We start from the raw sequence: 12,977 nt of genomic DNA on the forward strand, positions 1-12,977 counted from the left end.
AACCCGGCGCGCGCATCGAGGTGCACGCGGTCACCATCAAGGATCTGCGCATCGAGGTCTCGGGCGACGTGGTCGAGATCGATCATCCCCAGTTGCGCTGGGACAACTTCCTCGAGGTGTTCCGAAACTTCGGCGCGGGCGGCCCCAAAGCCGAGATCAGCGTCGCCGTTCCGCGCGCCGTCGCACTCAACCTCGGCGTCGTCTCCGCAAGCGCCCTCGTCGCGGGACTCGGCAACGACGCCCGCCTCAACACCGTCTCGGGCGACGTCATCGTCGACGGGCTCGACGGCGACCTGCAGGTCAACGCCGTCTCCGGCGATGTCCAGGCACGGGAGATGGTCGGCGCGCTCAGCGCGAACAGCGTCTCGGGCGACGTCGCCGTGACGGGCACCCTGAGCAAGGCGTCGGTCGACACGGTGTCGGGCAATGTCACGATCGATTCCGCCGGCGCCGTCCAGCAGATCGGCGTCAACACCGTCAACGGAAACATCACGGTGCGCCTCGATCAGGGCGTCGCCGCGAATTACGTCTGCCGAAGCGTGAGCGGTCGTCTCCAGATCGACGGCGTCGTGCGCTCGGGCTCCGGCCCCACCAATCACACCGGCTCCACCGGCGAACTGAGCGGATCGTTCGCCGATGTGCGCACGAACACGGTGTCGGGAGACCTGACGGTGCTTCGCCGCACCGCTCCCCCGGCGGGAGCGCCCGCACAGGAGGCGAGTTCGCGAGAAGAGCCGGCTCGCGACGCGCCCGACCACGGCAACGAGGAGCTGTCATGAGCCCCGTCTTCTCCCATGGCGACCTGCGGCTCTACCTGCTCAACCTGCTCGACGAGTCCCCCCGGCACGGCTACGACATCATCCAGGCGCTCTCGGACCGCACAGGCGGCACCTACACGCCCAGTGCGGGCACCATCTATCCGCGCCTCGCCAAGCTCGAGGAAGAGGGATTGGTCACCAAGACGGTGGACGGCCGCAAGACCGTCTATGCGATCACCGCGAGCGGACGCGCCGAAGTGGCGGCTCGCGCGGGGGACCTCGAGGGCATCGAAGCAGGCCTCGCGGACTCCGTCCGGCTCATCGCCGACGAGGTGCGCGGGAGCGTGCGCGAGGCGATGAAGAGCCTGCGCGCCGACCTCGCCGCCGCCGCCCGCACGGCGACGGAGGCCGAGCCCACGGATGAAGACCCGCGCGCCCGCAGCCGAGAGCAGCTGCAACGGGCGGATGCCGCCGTCAACGAGTTCCGCGCACGCGTGCGGGCCGACCTGCGCACCTTCGTCGCGCGCGGCGGTGTGCTGCCGGCATCCGTCGTCGATGAGCTGAGTACGGCTCTGGATGCTGCCGCGACGGCGATCACGCGGGCGGTACAGCGCTGACGAGCACCCGCGGAGCGGGCCGTCGCCTCCAAACCGCGGGGCGGCGGCCCGCCCGTTCGCGCGGCGCGGGACGCGCGGGGTTCACTCCACCCACAGCTCCTCATCGTCGGCGGCGGGATCGCCGAGCGGCACGACGAGGATCGGACGATGTTGTCGGTGCGCCAGGCGCGCGGCGACCGATCCGGTGAAGAACTCGCGGATCGACTCGCCGATGCCGCGATTGCGGGTGCCGACCACGAGCAGCTTCGCATCGATGCGATCGGCGAGCTGCTTGATCGCGATCGCGGGATCGCCGACGAGCTGGCGCAGCGTCCACGCCACGCCCTTCGGATCGAACGCCGCCGCGGCCGCCGCGCGCACCTCCTCGAGCTCGCTCGCCCCCGGAGCGATGTTCAGGTCGATCGGGGCGGAGTGCACGAATCCATCGGGGTCTTCGTACGTGACGAAGCGCGTCACGTCGACGTGGACGACCACCAGCGGCGCGTGCATGAGCTTCGCGTAGTGCGCCCCCTCGAGCAGGACGCGCGCGGGCTGACCCGGAATCGCGGCGACGATGACGGCGCCGCGGATATCGGCGTCGGGGTCTGCCTCGGTCTGCGCCTGCGTGGCATCGGGGTTGATGTCGCACATCGATCCTCCCACCGCCGGGCCCGGCGCGACCGGCTCCGGTACGCGCGCCCGTGCTATTCTGAATGCTACTCTTACCGGCCTCGAGCCGGTCCCGTGAATGCGGCGGGTCCAGCGAAACCAAGCCCGCAGCCCTAGTCGTGAGGGGGTCTCGCATGGGGCGTGGCCGTCAGAAGGCGAAACACACCAAGATCGCCCGCGAACTCAAGTCGTACAGCCCGTCGGTGAACTACTCGGCGCTGGAACGCGAACTCGGTCACCCCGAGGGAGACGACGACGCCTACGTCGACAAGTGGGCAGACGAGTACGCGGACGAATACGAAGACGAGAAGGCCTGACCCGCCGACTCGTGCAGACTCATCGGCACGGCGCCGGTTCCTTCGGCGCGGCCCCCGGGCCCGTCGCAGAGGTCTGAGCCCGTCGCAGGGGTCTGAGCCCGGCCCCGCGAGTCCGTCGAAGAGGCCTCAGGAGGTCTGCGTGCCCTCGACCCAGGCGAGATACTCATCCGAGACGGTGCCGGTCACGTATCGGCCGTCGAAGCAGCTCATGTCGAGGTCGTCGAGGTCTGATCCCTCGAGGATCGCGGCCTTGAGGTCCTCGACCTCCTGATAGACGATGTAGTCCGCGCCGAGCTCCTCGGCGATCTCGGGGATCGTGCGATCGTGCGCGACGAGCTCCTGACGCGAGGGCATGTTGATGCCGTACACGTGCGGAAAGCGCACAGGCGGCGCGGCCGAGGCGAACGTCACCGAGGTGGCCCCGGCATCCCGCGCCATCTGGATGATCTGCTGGCTCGTGGTGCCGCGCACGATCGAGTCGTCGATGAGCAACACGTTCTTGCCCTTGAACTCGCTCGACATGGCGTTGAGCTTCTGGCGTACGCTCTTTCGACGCACGGCCTGGCCGGGCATGATGAACGTCCGCCCGACGTAGCGGTTCTTGTAGAACCCTTCGCGGTACTCGATGCCGAGCTTGCGCGCGACCTGCATCGCGGCGGGGCGAGCCGAGTCCGGGATCGGCATCACGACGTCGATCGCGCCCGAGGGCGTGTACTTGGCGATCGTGTCGGCGAGCCGGTCTCCCATGCGCAGGCGCGCCTCGTAGACCGAGATGCCGTTCATGATCGAGTCGGGTCGCGCGAGATAGACGTACTCGAAAGAGCACGGCACGAGCCGCGGGTCGGCGGCGCACTGGCGGGTGTGCAGACGACCCTCGAGGTCGATGAAGACCGCCTCGCCGGGCATGACGTCGCGCACGACCTCGTAGTCGCCGTTCTCGAGCACGAGCGACTCGGAGGCGACCATCCACTCGTAGCCGCCCGCCTCGGTCTTGCGGGTGCCGAGGATCAGCGGGCGGATGCCGAACGGATCGCGGAAGGCGAGCAGCCCGTAGCCGGCGATGAGCGCGATGGTGGCATAGGAGCCCTCGACGCGCTCGTGCACACGGCTGACCGCCTGGAAGATCTGTTCCGGGTCGAGATCGAGCCCCGAGATCGAGGACTGCAGCTCATTGGCCAGCACGTTGACGAGCAGCTCGGTGTCGGAGCTGGTGTTGAGGTGGCGCCGGTCCTTGGAGAACAGCTCCTGCGTGAGCTCGCGCGTGTTGGTCAGGTTGCCGTTGTGCACGAGCACGATGCCGTAGGGGGCGTTGACGTAGAACGGCTGCGCCTCCTCCTCGTTGCCCGCGGTGCCCTTCGTGGCGTACCGCACGTGTCCGAGTCCGATCGTGCCGAGGAGTCCGCGCATGTCACGGGTGCGGAATGCCTCGCGCACCTGTCCCCGGGCCTTCGCGATGTGGAAGATGCCGTTCGGCTCGGCGGTCGCGATGCCCGTCGAGTCCTGTCCGCGGTGCTGGAGCAGCAGCAGAGAGTCGTAGATGTCCTGGTTGACCGGCCCCTGACCGACCATTCCGACGATGCCGCACATGGGTGTTACTTCGCTCCGTCCGTGCCGGCAACCGCCGGGCTGTGCCCTCCGTAGGCGCCGACCAGACGCACGGCGCCGCCGTCGACGCCCTTCGCGCCCTGTTCGTAGCCCTCGTCCCCGGGCGTTCCGGCGTGCACCTCGCCGACCTGCCACGCGGCGATGCCGTCGGCCGCGAGCTCGGCCATCGCCGCGCCCGCGGCGGCCGGGTCGACGACGGCGAGAAACCCGATGCCGAGGTTCCAGGTGCCCTCGGTGTCTTCGAGCGAGAGATCGCCCGCTTCGGCGAGCACACGGAAGACCGGAGGCGGCGACCACGTCGAACGGTCGAGGTCGACCCACGTGCCGCGGGGCAGCACGCGCGCGAGGTTCGCCGCGATCCCGCCGCCGGTGACGTGACTGAGGGAGTGCGTGCGGTCGCCGAGCCGGTCGATCATGCGCAGCAGGGGCGAGGTGTACAGGCGCGTGGGCTCGAGCAGCGCCTCACCCCACGTCGTGCCGTGCTCGCCGAGATCGGGGGCGACATCCCCGTAGCGGATGCCGCGCCCCGCCACGATGTGGCGCACGAGCGAGTAGCCGTTGGAGTGCAGGCCGCTCGAGGCGAGCGCCAGCACGACGTCGCCTGCGCGCACCCGGTCGGCGCCCAGCACGCGCCCCGCCTCGACGACGCCCGTCGCAGCACCCGCGATGTCGTAGTCGGCGGGGCCGAGCAGGCCCGGATGCTCGGCGGTCTCTCCGCCGATGAGAGCGGTGCCCGTCTGCGCACAGCCCTCGGCGATGCCCGCGACGATGGCGGCGATGCGCTCGGGCACGACCTTTCCGCACGCGATGTAGTCGGTCATGAAGAGGGGCTTGGCACCCACGACGATGATGTCGTCGACCACCATGCCCACGAGGTCCTGGCCGACGGTGTCGTGCTTGTCGATCGCCTGGGCGATCGCCACCTTGGTGCCGACGCCGTCGGTGCTGGTCGCCAGCAGCGGGTGCGTGTAGTCACGGAGGGCGCGGGCGTCGAAAAGGCCGGCGAAGCCGCCAACACCGCCCTGCACTTCGGGCCCGTGGGTTCGCCGGACGGCGGCTTTCATCAGCTCGACGGCGAGATCGCCGGCCGCGGTGTCGACGCCTGCAGCGGCGTAGGGATTCGCGGGGGATTCGTGGGAGGGTGCGGCCACCCGAACAGACTACCCGGCCGCCGGGGATCCGACGCCGGGGCCACCCGCCGCGACCCGGGCCCGCCCTACAATGACGGCATGCCAAGCGCCGGAGGACCGGAGTGGGTGATCCGCGAGGACGCAAGCGTCGCCGTGGTGATCGCTCTCGCGCTGCGCCAGCGCATCGGCATCCGCGCCCCGGAGGAGCTTCCGCCCCTGCGCGGCCTGCCCTCGCAGAAGCCGACACGGGATGCTGCCGCTCAGGACGTGCTCGAGCGCCAATGGCGCGAGTACTGGGCCATGACGGTCGAGCCTCAGGCCCATCCTGCGACCGGGCCGCTCGAGTTGATCGAGGGATTCGACACGCACGTCGCCCTGCCCGTCGAGGGCTTCGACGAGCTGCGGGCGGAGTTCGCCGCGCACACCGATGTGCTGGAGTTCGCGCGTGCCGCCCACGATCGCCACGCCGGCGACGCACTCGGGCGCACGGGCGTGTCGTATCGCGCCTACGCCGGCGCCATCGCGCAGCACGAGCGCGCGGTGGGGCGTCGCGCCCACTCCTTCGAGCTGAACGTGCAGATCCTCCCCCTCAGTCAGCGCGGCCTGTGGTGGATCGGGTCGCTGACGATCGCCGTGACCGACGGGCTGCGCAGCGACGTCGTCGCCTTCGACGCGGCGATCCACCCGATCATCGCCGAGCTGGCCTGATCCCCGGTCCCGCGCGTCTTTCGTCAGGAATCGACGACGGTCTCCCGATCGGCGATGACCGTGCGCGCGTGACGGCCGATGACGCGATCGAGAATCAGGGCGACGCACCCGGCGATGCCCATGCCGATTGCGCCGAGGATCAGCGTCAGGAACCCGAACACCTGCATCGGCGAGTACATCGCGCCCGTGATCTGGCTGGCCTCGACGGTGCCGCGATAGGTGAAGGTCAGGATCAGCGCGACGACCGCGCCCAGGACGAAGCCGAGCGTGAGGAACACGCCGTAACGCGGAACGCTGCGCACCTTCGCGGCGACGATCTCGTCGCTCACCCAGTGCTCGCGCTGGCGGGGGGCGGCGCCGTCGGTCGTGCCGTCGGTCGTGCCGTCGGGGCGGGCGCCCGTGGCATCCGTCGGGGTCTGCCCCTCGGCGGGCTGCTCGGGCTGCGCGGTACTCACCCTTTCATTGTCGCACCGCCGGGCGCGCCGCGGGCGGTGGCTGTCGCGGCGCCGAGCCCACATTTTTGCAGCGAGCCACCACGCGACGAATGGTGGCTCGCTGCAAAAATGTGGGTTCGCCGGGACCGGGGGGCGGGCGGTGGCCCGCGTCAGGGACGCAGGGGCAACAGGTCCGACAGATCGGCGCGCGTGCCCGAGGCGTGGATCGCGCCGCGGGCGACAGCATCCACCCACTGCTCCGCGCCCGTCGCGAGACCGATCCAGGTCGCGGGATCGGTCTCGACGACGTTCGGGGGCGTGCCGCGCGTGTGCCGCGGACCCTGGACGACCTGCACCGCGCCGAAAGGCGGCACCCGCATCTCGACGGAGTTGCCGGGCGCCTTCTCGGCGAGCAGCTGCAGCAGGTACCGCACGGCTGTGCCGAGCGCGGCGCGCGAGGGCGTGGATGCTGCAGCCACCACCGCGAGCGCGTTGCGGCCGTCGTCGGTCGAGATCTTGCGGGGCACGCTGTCACGCTACCCGCGCGTCGGCGCCGCGTGCGCGATGCGCCGCCCCGCAAGGGATGCGCGGGGAGACGACTGATGCGGGATGCGGCCGATGCGCGGGCACACAGCCGATGCGCGGGCACTGAACCGTGCCCGACGGGGCGGCTCGGTAGGCTGACCGGGTGAGAATCCTGGTCCTCGGCTCGGGCGCGCGCGAGCACGCCATCATCCTCGCCCTCCGCGCCGAAGCGGCGGCGCACGAGATCTTCGCCTCTCCCGGCAACACCGGCATCGCCCGCGACGCGACGATCGTCGACCTCGACCCGGTCGATGCGGCCGCCGTCGTCGAGTTCGCCGGCGACGACAACGTCGACCTCGTCGTGATCGGACCGGAGGCCCCCCTCGTCGCGGGCGTGGCCGACGCTCTGCGCGAGCGCGGCATCCCCGTCTTCGGGCCCGGCAAGGCCGCCGCGGCGCTCGAGGGATCGAAGGCATTCGCCAAGCGCATCATGCACGAAGCCGGCGTGCCGACGGGGCGCGCGACGCGGGCGACGAGTCTCGCCGAGGTCGCCGCGGCGCTCGACGGATACGGTGCCCCGCACGTGGTCAAGGCCGATGGACTCGCCGCAGGCAAGGGTGTTGTCGTCACCGGCGACCGGGCGGCCGCTCTCGCGCACGCCGAGACCTACCTGCCGACCGGTCCGATCCTCGTCGAGGAGTTCCTCTCCGGGCCCGAGGTGTCGCTGTTCTTCGTCTCCGACGGCGACACCGTCCTGCCGCTGAGCCCCGCGCAGGATTACAAGCGCGCCCTCGACGGCGACGCCGGGCCCAACACCGGCGGCATGGGCGCCTATTCGCCACTGCCGTGGCTGGCCGAGACTTTCGGCAGCGAGGCCGAATTCGTCGAGCAGGTCACCCGCACGGTCGCCGAGCCCGTGATCCGCCGCCTCGACGCCGAAGGCACGCCGTTCATCGGGCTGCTCTACGCGGGACTCATCTTGACGGATTCCGGCGTCAAGGTCATCGAGTTCAACGCGCGGTTCGGCGACCCCGAGACCCAGGTCGTGCTGCCGCGCCTGGTGACGCCGCTCTCCGAGCTGCTCATGGCCGCCGCCTCGGGCACGCTCGACCACCACCCCGCGCCGCGGTTCGCCCCCGACTGCGCCGTCACCGTCGTGCTCGCGAGCGAGGGCTACCCGGAGTCGCCCGTGACAGGGCGCGCGCTCACCGGCGCGGATGCCGCGGCCGCTGTGCCGGGTGTGCACCTGACCCACGCCGCGACCGCCGACGGCGCCGACGGACTGATCGCCACCGGCGGTCGAGTCCTCAACGTCGTCGCCGTGGGCGAGACCTTCGCGCAGGCGCGCGAGCGCGCATACGACGCCCTCGGCCGGATCACCCTGGAGGGTGCGCACTTCCGCACCGACATCGCGGCACGGGTCGTCTCGTAGGGGCCGGGCGACAGCATCCCCGTCCCGCAAACCCAGGGCATTCCCAGCCCGCCGCGCACCCCGGGATAATGGGCGGGTGAGCTCCCCCCTCGATCTTCCCGGCTGGCGGCACGTCTACTCCGGCAAGGTGCGCGACCTGTTCGTGCCCGCCGCGACCCCCGACGGCGGAGCGCCCGAGCGGATGCTCGTCGTCGCCTCCGACCGGGTGAGCGCGTTCGATCATGTGCTCGAGCCCGGCATCCCGGGCAAGGGCGAGCTGCTGACGACGCTGAGCCTGTGGTGGTTCGACCAGCTCGCGGGCGCCGATGGCGGGCCCGCGGTACCCAATCACCTCGCCGCCTCCGCCGAGCTCGGAGCGGACGACGAGGCGCACGAGACGATCCCGGATGCTGTCACCGGGCGTGCGATGGTCGTCCGCTCTCTCGAGATGGCGCCGATCGAGTGCGTCGTGCGCGGATACCTGACCGGGTCGGGCTGGGCCGAGTACGACGCCGAGGGAACGGTGTGCGGCATCCCGCTGCCCTCGGGCCTTGGCAACGGCGATCGGCTGCCCGAGCCGATCTACACCCCTGCCTACAAGGCGCCTCTCGGCGAGCACGACGAGAACATCACGTACGAGCGCACGGTCGAGCTCGTCGGCCCGGCACGTGCCGCCGAGCTGCGCGACGCGTCGCTGGCGATCTACGGCCGAGCGGCCGCGCTCGCGGAGGCGCGCGGTCTGATCCTCGCCGACACGAAGTTCGAGTTCGGCACCGACGAACGCGGCGTTCTGCGCCTCGCCGACGAGGTGCTCACGAGCGACTCGTCGCGGTACTGGGATGCTGCCGCATGGCACGCGGGCGGATCACCGCAGGAGCGCATGGCCAGCTTCGACAAGCAGATCGTGCGCGACTGGCTCGCCGCCCACTGGGACAAGACGGGCGAGCCGCCGGCGCTGCCGAGCGAGGTCGTCGAGCGCACGCTCGCGCGCTATCGCGAGCTGCTCACGCGCCTCACCGGCGCCTGACTTGGGTGTCCCACTTTCTGTCGCCTGCGCCTGCGCGAGGCGACAGAAAGTGGGACATGCCTCCCCGACGCTGCGAGTGGCGGGCGACATCCGCACGAGCAGAAGCAGGACGCTGCCTCATCCGTAACTCGAGGCCACCTCAGCACCAGCGATCGTGCAGATGGCGCCTCGCGACCCGGATTGCAGCACCCACCCGCTCGGTTGAGTATGCACATGAATGAAATGGCGTCCACCGGGCTCGCTCCGGCGACGGTGATGGGAGCCGTGACCCTCGACGTTGCCGACCTCGACGGCATGACCCGCTTTTATCGCGACGTGATCACACTGCAGGTGCTGTGCACCCTCGGCGAGCGGTTGAGGCTGAGCGCCGCTCCCGAGCGCCCCACCCTCGCCCCGTATGTCCCACTTTCTGTCGCCTGCGCCTGCGCGAGGCGACAGAAAGTGGGACATGCAAGACCGCCAGGATGCTGGGGTCAGGTCGTCTCGCGAACCACAAGCTCGGTGGGCATGATCAGCGCCCGCTCGGCCGGGGCCGTTCCCGCGAGCACCTGGATCAGCAGCGACGCCATCGTCTCGCCCATCTGCTCGAGCGGCTGGCGGATCGTCGTCAGCTGCGGTTCCCGGTCGGTCGCGACCGGCGAATCGTCGTAGCCGACGATCGCGACGTCCTGGGGAACCCTGATGCCCGCGGCGGTGAGCACACGGATCGCGGCGCGCGCCATCATGTCGCTCGCAACGAAGAGGGCGTCGAACTCGCGGCCGCTCGCGAGGATCCGGCGCATCGCGTCCTCCGCGAGTTCGGGCTTGAAGCCGCCGTCCTCGGCGGGCCCCTCGGCGAGCCCCGCCTCGGCAAGGGCGGCGCTCCAGCCCGCGAGCCGGTCGACACCCGCGGGCATCGACAGCGGACCCGTGATCGTCGCGATGCGCGTGCGCCCGCGCTCGATGAGGTGCTGGGTCGCGAGGCGCGCCCCAGCGACGTTGTCGACGTCGACGAAGTGATGCGTGTCGCTCCACTGCGCGGGCCTGCCGCCGAAGACGAGCGGCACGGCCGCAGCGATCGCGTCGATGAAACGGTCCTCGGCGTGATGTGAGGCCACGAGCGCCCCATCGATCGTGCCGCTGCGCACATACGACGCCGTCTTGTTGCTCGGATCGTCCGACGCGATGATGAGGTTCAGCAGGTAGTCGCTCTCACTGATCCGCCGACTGATCCCCGTGACGATCCCGGCGAAGTAGGGATCGCCGAAGAACTGCGAGGCGTCCTCGGGCACGACGAGCGCGATCGCGTGGGTCTGCCGGCTCGCGAGCGAGCGTGCCGCGCGGTTGGGAACGTACGCCAGGCGTTCGATGGCGCCCTTGACGGCCGCGAGCGCCTCGGGGCTGACGGCGCTCGAGCCGTTCACGACCCGCGACACGGTCGAGCGCGACACCCCTGCCGCCGCGGCGACCTGTTCGATCGTCGGGGTGGCGCGAACGGCGTCGGTGGCCATGGCTTCTCTCATCGGGTGGGGCCACGCGGGCCCGGGGCGACGCGAACGGCGCCGGGGCCCGGATGCGGCCCGGACGGCGGTCAGTGCCCCGCGGCCGGCTCCGGGTCGAGGGCGCGCGCGGCGATGATGCGACCATACTCCAGGCCGCTGTCCTTCACCGTGCGCTCCTGGGTGTCGTAGTCCACGCGAACGATCCCGAACCGCTTCTCGTACCCCCAGGCCCACTCGTAATTGTCGAGCAGGGACCAGTAGAAGTATCCGCGCACATCGACTCCCGCCTCGATCGCGTCGAGGATCGCCGCGAGGTGCACCCGCACGAAGTCGCGGCGCTCGGCATCGTGCACGCGCGGGCCGGCGTCGGTCGGCGTCACGACGTCGTCGTAGGCCGCCCCGTTCTCGGTCACGTACAGCGTCGTGCCCGCCGGTCGCGCGTACTCGTCCCAGACCCGCTGGAGCAGGCTCGTCAGCCCGCGGGGCTGCACCTCCCAGTTCATCGACGTGCGGGGCAGCCCGCGCTCGTGCCAGAAGATGCCCTCGTGCGAGGGGAACGGGGAGCGCCCCTCGCGATCCGTGGGGGCGTCCCCGGGCTTCGGGGGATCCGCCGCCTCGCGACCGCCGACGAATTCGCCGTGGTAGTAGTTCACGCCGAGCGAATCGATGGGCGCCGCGATCGTCTCGAGGTCTTCGGGCAGGATGGCGGCGTCGAGGGCGGCGCGGGCCGCAGCATCCACCCCCGCGAGGTCTTCGAGGATGTCGGCCGGGTACTGGCCCCGGAAGATCGGGTCGAGGAACCACCGGTTGAACTGCCCGTCGATGCGGCGCGCGGCGTCGACATCGGCGGGGTCGGCCGGGTCGGCGGGCTCGGCGACCGTCAGGTTGAGCGTGATGCCGAGCTCGAGCGCCGCGTCGCGGGCCCGCAGCTCGCGCACGACCGTGCCGTGCCCGAGCAGCAGGTGGTGCGCGGCGAGCACCCCGTCGGTGACGCTCTGCCGCCCCGGGGCGTGCAGCCCCGCGGTGTAGCTGAGGAAAGACGAGCACCACGGCTCGTTGAGGGTCGTCCAGATGTCGACGCGGTCGCCCAGCGCGTCGTGCATCGACAGCGCGTACTCGGCGAAGCGATCGACGGTGTCACGGGCGGTCCAGCCGCCTTTCTCCTCGAGCGCCTGGGGCATGTCCCAGTGGTAGAGCGTGAGCCACGGGATGATGTCCGCCGCGCGCAGCTCGTCGACCAGGCGCTTGTAGAAATCCAGGCCCGCGGGGTTGACCGCGCCCCCGTCGGGACGCACCCGTGACCAGGATGTCGAGAAGCGGTACGTCTGCAGGCCGAGGCGCTTCATGAGGGCGACGTCGTCGCGATAGCGATGGTAGTGGTCGCACGCGACATCGCCGTTGTCGGCGTTGATCACGGCGCCGGGCACGCGGGCGAACGCATCCCAGATGGATGCTGTCCGCCCGTCTTCGAAGGCTGCTCCCTCGATCTGGTACGCGGCGGTGGCCGCACCGAACAGGAAGTCACTCGGAAACGGACGCGTTTCGGGCACGCTCATCACGCGCTCCTCTCTCAGCGGATGTGACGGTCGAGGGATGCCGGCGGACGGCATCCCTCAGCCCTTGACTGCTCCCTGCATGATCCCACTCACGAGCTGCTTTCCGGCGAACACGAAGAGGATGAGCAGGGGGATGGTCGACAGGAGCACGCCGGCGAGCACGATCGAGTAGTCGACGAAGTAGTTGGACTGCAGGAGCGACAGCGCCACCGGGAGCGTGGGGTTCTGCCGGTCGAGCACGATGAAGGGCCAGAAGAAGTTGTTCCACGCCGTGACGAAGGTGAACAGGCCCAACATCGCCGCGGCGGGCCGCGCGGCGACCAGCCCGACCGTCCAGAACGTGCGGATCATCGATGCCCCGTCCACCCGAGCCGCCTCGATCAGCTCGTCGGGGACGGACTGGCGCAGATACTGCGTCATCCAGAAGACCCCGAACGCGCTCGTGAGGGACGGGATGATGATCGCGCCGATGCTGCCCGTCCAGCCGAGATCGCTGAAGAGGATGTACAGGGGCACGACGCCCAGCTGCATCGGCACCGCCATGGTGGCGATGACGAAGACGAGCAGCCATCCGCTGCCACGGAAGCGGAGCTTGGCGAAGGCCCACCCGGCGAGGGTCGAGAACGCCACCACCGAGAGCGCGATGAGGGCGGAGCTGTAGATCGAGTTCCACAGCGCCGGCCAGAAGTTCACGGCCGGATCGTTCATGACCGAGGCGGCGTTGGCGAAGAAGTTCCCGCCCGGGATCCACGACATGTTC

The 12,977-nt window shown here is 70.5% G+C and carries 14 protein-coding genes and 1 pseudogene; 7 read left to right on the forward strand and 8 right to left on the reverse strand.

Going from position 1 to position 12,977, the window contains the following annotated elements; all coding sequences use genetic code 11:
* Both DI573_RS10165 and DI573_RS10170 read left to right on the forward strand, forming a co-directional pair.
* Positions 1-779, forward strand: a 779-nt coding sequence (locus DI573_RS10165) for a DUF4097 family beta strand repeat-containing protein (RefSeq protein WP_292813593.1), incomplete at its 5' end; no start/stop codon positions are given.
* Positions 776-1,375: a PadR family transcriptional regulator gene (locus tag DI573_RS10170; protein WP_292813596.1), complete on the forward strand. Its 600-nt coding sequence runs from the start codon at positions 776-778 to the stop codon at positions 1,373-1,375. The genes DI573_RS10165 and DI573_RS10170, both read left to right, overlap by 4 nt.
* An 81-nt stretch (positions 1,376-1,456) precedes the next feature.
* Here the strand turns inward: DI573_RS10170 and DI573_RS10175 are convergent, their stop codons facing one another.
* Positions 1,457-2,005, reverse strand: a complete 549-nt coding sequence (locus DI573_RS10175; protein WP_292813598.1) for a universal stress protein — start codon at positions 2,003-2,005, stop codon at positions 1,457-1,459.
* A 152-nt stretch (positions 2,006-2,157) separates the two neighbouring features.
* Here DI573_RS10175 and DI573_RS10180 point away from each other — a divergent pair, with 152 nt between their 5' ends.
* Positions 2,158-2,340 (forward strand): DUF3073 domain-containing protein, encoded by a 183-nt coding sequence (locus tag DI573_RS10180; protein WP_292813601.1) that lies wholly within the window; start codon positions 2,158-2,160, stop codon positions 2,338-2,340.
* Between the two features lie 126 nt (positions 2,341-2,466).
* Here the strand turns inward: DI573_RS10180 and purF are convergent, their stop codons facing one another.
* A complete protein-coding gene (gene purF / locus DI573_RS10185; RefSeq protein WP_292813604.1) occupies positions 2,467-3,927 on the reverse strand; it encodes an amidophosphoribosyltransferase in 1,461 nt (486 codons plus the stop codon).
* 5 nt (positions 3,928-3,932) lie between these two features.
* Positions 3,933-5,096: a phosphoribosylformylglycinamidine cyclo-ligase gene (purM, locus tag DI573_RS10190; protein WP_292813607.1), complete on the reverse strand. Its 1,164-nt coding sequence runs from the start codon at positions 5,094-5,096 to the stop codon at positions 3,933-3,935.
* Positions 5,097-5,174: 78 nt separating this feature from the next.
* Between purM and DI573_RS10195 the strand changes: the two genes are divergently transcribed.
* The gene (locus tag DI573_RS10195; RefSeq protein WP_292813609.1) at positions 5,175-5,783 is read left to right on the forward strand and encodes a zinc-binding alcohol dehydrogenase; all 609 of its coding nucleotides are present in this window, start codon (positions 5,175-5,177) and stop codon (positions 5,781-5,783) included.
* A gap of 23 nt (positions 5,784-5,806) precedes the next feature.
* On the opposite strand, the gene DI573_RS10200 is transcribed toward DI573_RS10195, so the two are convergent.
* Positions 5,807-6,238 carry a hypothetical protein gene (locus tag DI573_RS10200; protein WP_292813612.1) on the reverse strand — a complete coding sequence of 144 codons (432 nt, stop codon included), beginning with the start codon at positions 6,236-6,238 and terminating at the stop codon, positions 5,807-5,809.
* A 149-nt stretch (positions 6,239-6,387) separates the two neighbouring features.
* A complete protein-coding gene (locus DI573_RS10205; protein WP_292813614.1) occupies positions 6,388-6,744 on the reverse strand; it encodes a sterol carrier family protein in 357 nt (118 codons plus the stop codon).
* Positions 6,745-6,905: 161 nt separating this feature from the next.
* Here DI573_RS10205 and purD point away from each other — a divergent pair, with 161 nt between their 5' ends.
* The 3 genes and pseudogenes from purD to DI573_RS10220 all read left to right on the forward strand — a co-directional run.
* Positions 6,906-8,174, forward strand: a complete 1,269-nt coding sequence (gene purD / locus DI573_RS10210) for a phosphoribosylamine--glycine ligase (protein ID WP_292813617.1) — start codon at positions 6,906-6,908, stop codon at positions 8,172-8,174.
* Positions 8,175-8,250: 76 nt separating this feature from the next.
* Positions 8,251-9,180, forward strand: a complete 930-nt coding sequence (locus DI573_RS10215) for a phosphoribosylaminoimidazolesuccinocarboxamide synthase (RefSeq protein WP_292813619.1) — start codon at positions 8,251-8,253, stop codon at positions 9,178-9,180.
* A 213-nt stretch (positions 9,181-9,393) separates the two neighbouring features.
* Positions 9,394-9,516 (forward strand): annotated as a pseudogene (locus tag DI573_RS10220) (VOC family protein); the annotation flags it as partial.
* A 137-nt stretch (positions 9,517-9,653) separates the two neighbouring features.
* Here DI573_RS10220 and DI573_RS10225 read toward each other — a convergent pair.
* The 3 genes from DI573_RS10225 to DI573_RS10235 all read right to left on the reverse strand — a co-directional run.
* Positions 9,654-10,670 carry a LacI family DNA-binding transcriptional regulator gene (locus DI573_RS10225; protein WP_292813622.1) on the reverse strand — a complete coding sequence of 339 codons (1,017 nt, stop codon included), beginning with the start codon at positions 10,668-10,670 and terminating at the stop codon, positions 9,654-9,656.
* Positions 10,671-10,750: 80 nt separating this feature from the next.
* On the reverse strand, positions 10,751-12,217 hold the full coding sequence (locus tag DI573_RS10230; protein ID WP_292813625.1) for a GH1 family beta-glucosidase: 1,467 nt from the start codon (positions 12,215-12,217) through the stop codon (positions 10,751-10,753).
* Between the two features lie 57 nt (positions 12,218-12,274).
* Positions 12,275-12,977: carbohydrate ABC transporter permease (locus DI573_RS10235; protein WP_292813628.1), on the reverse strand; the 703-nt coding region annotated here is incomplete at its 5' end.

Origin of the sequence: Microbacterium sp., assembly GCF_003248605.1 — a bacterium.
Lineage (GTDB): Bacteria > Actinomycetota > Actinomycetes > Actinomycetales > Microbacteriaceae > Microbacterium.

What these genes read in the sequence shown, in the direction of transcription:
- DI573_RS10170 (WP_292813596.1), top strand. Translation starts at nt 776, where the DNA reads ATGAGCCCCGTCTTCTCCCATGGCGACCTGCGGCTCTACCTGCTCAAC.
- DI573_RS10175 (WP_292813598.1), bottom strand. Translation starts at nt 2,005, where the DNA reads ATGTGCGACATCAACCCCGATGCCACGCAGGCGCAGACCGAGGCAGAC.
- DI573_RS10180 (WP_292813601.1), top strand. Translation starts at nt 2,158, where the DNA reads ATGGGGCGTGGCCGTCAGAAGGCGAAACACACCAAGATCGCCCGCGAA.
- purF (WP_292813604.1), bottom strand. Translation starts at nt 3,927, where the DNA reads ATGTGCGGCATCGTCGGAATGGTCGGTCAGGGGCCGGTCAACCAGGAC.
- DI573_RS10195 (WP_292813609.1), top strand. Translation starts at nt 5,175, where the DNA reads ATGCCAAGCGCCGGAGGACCGGAGTGGGTGATCCGCGAGGACGCAAGC.
- DI573_RS10225 (WP_292813622.1), bottom strand. Translation starts at nt 10,670, where the DNA reads ATGGCCACCGACGCCGTTCGCGCCACCCCGACGATCGAACAGGTCGCC.
- DI573_RS10230 (WP_292813625.1), bottom strand. Translation starts at nt 12,217, where the DNA reads ATGAGCGTGCCCGAAACGCGTCCGTTTCCGAGTGACTTCCTGTTCGGT.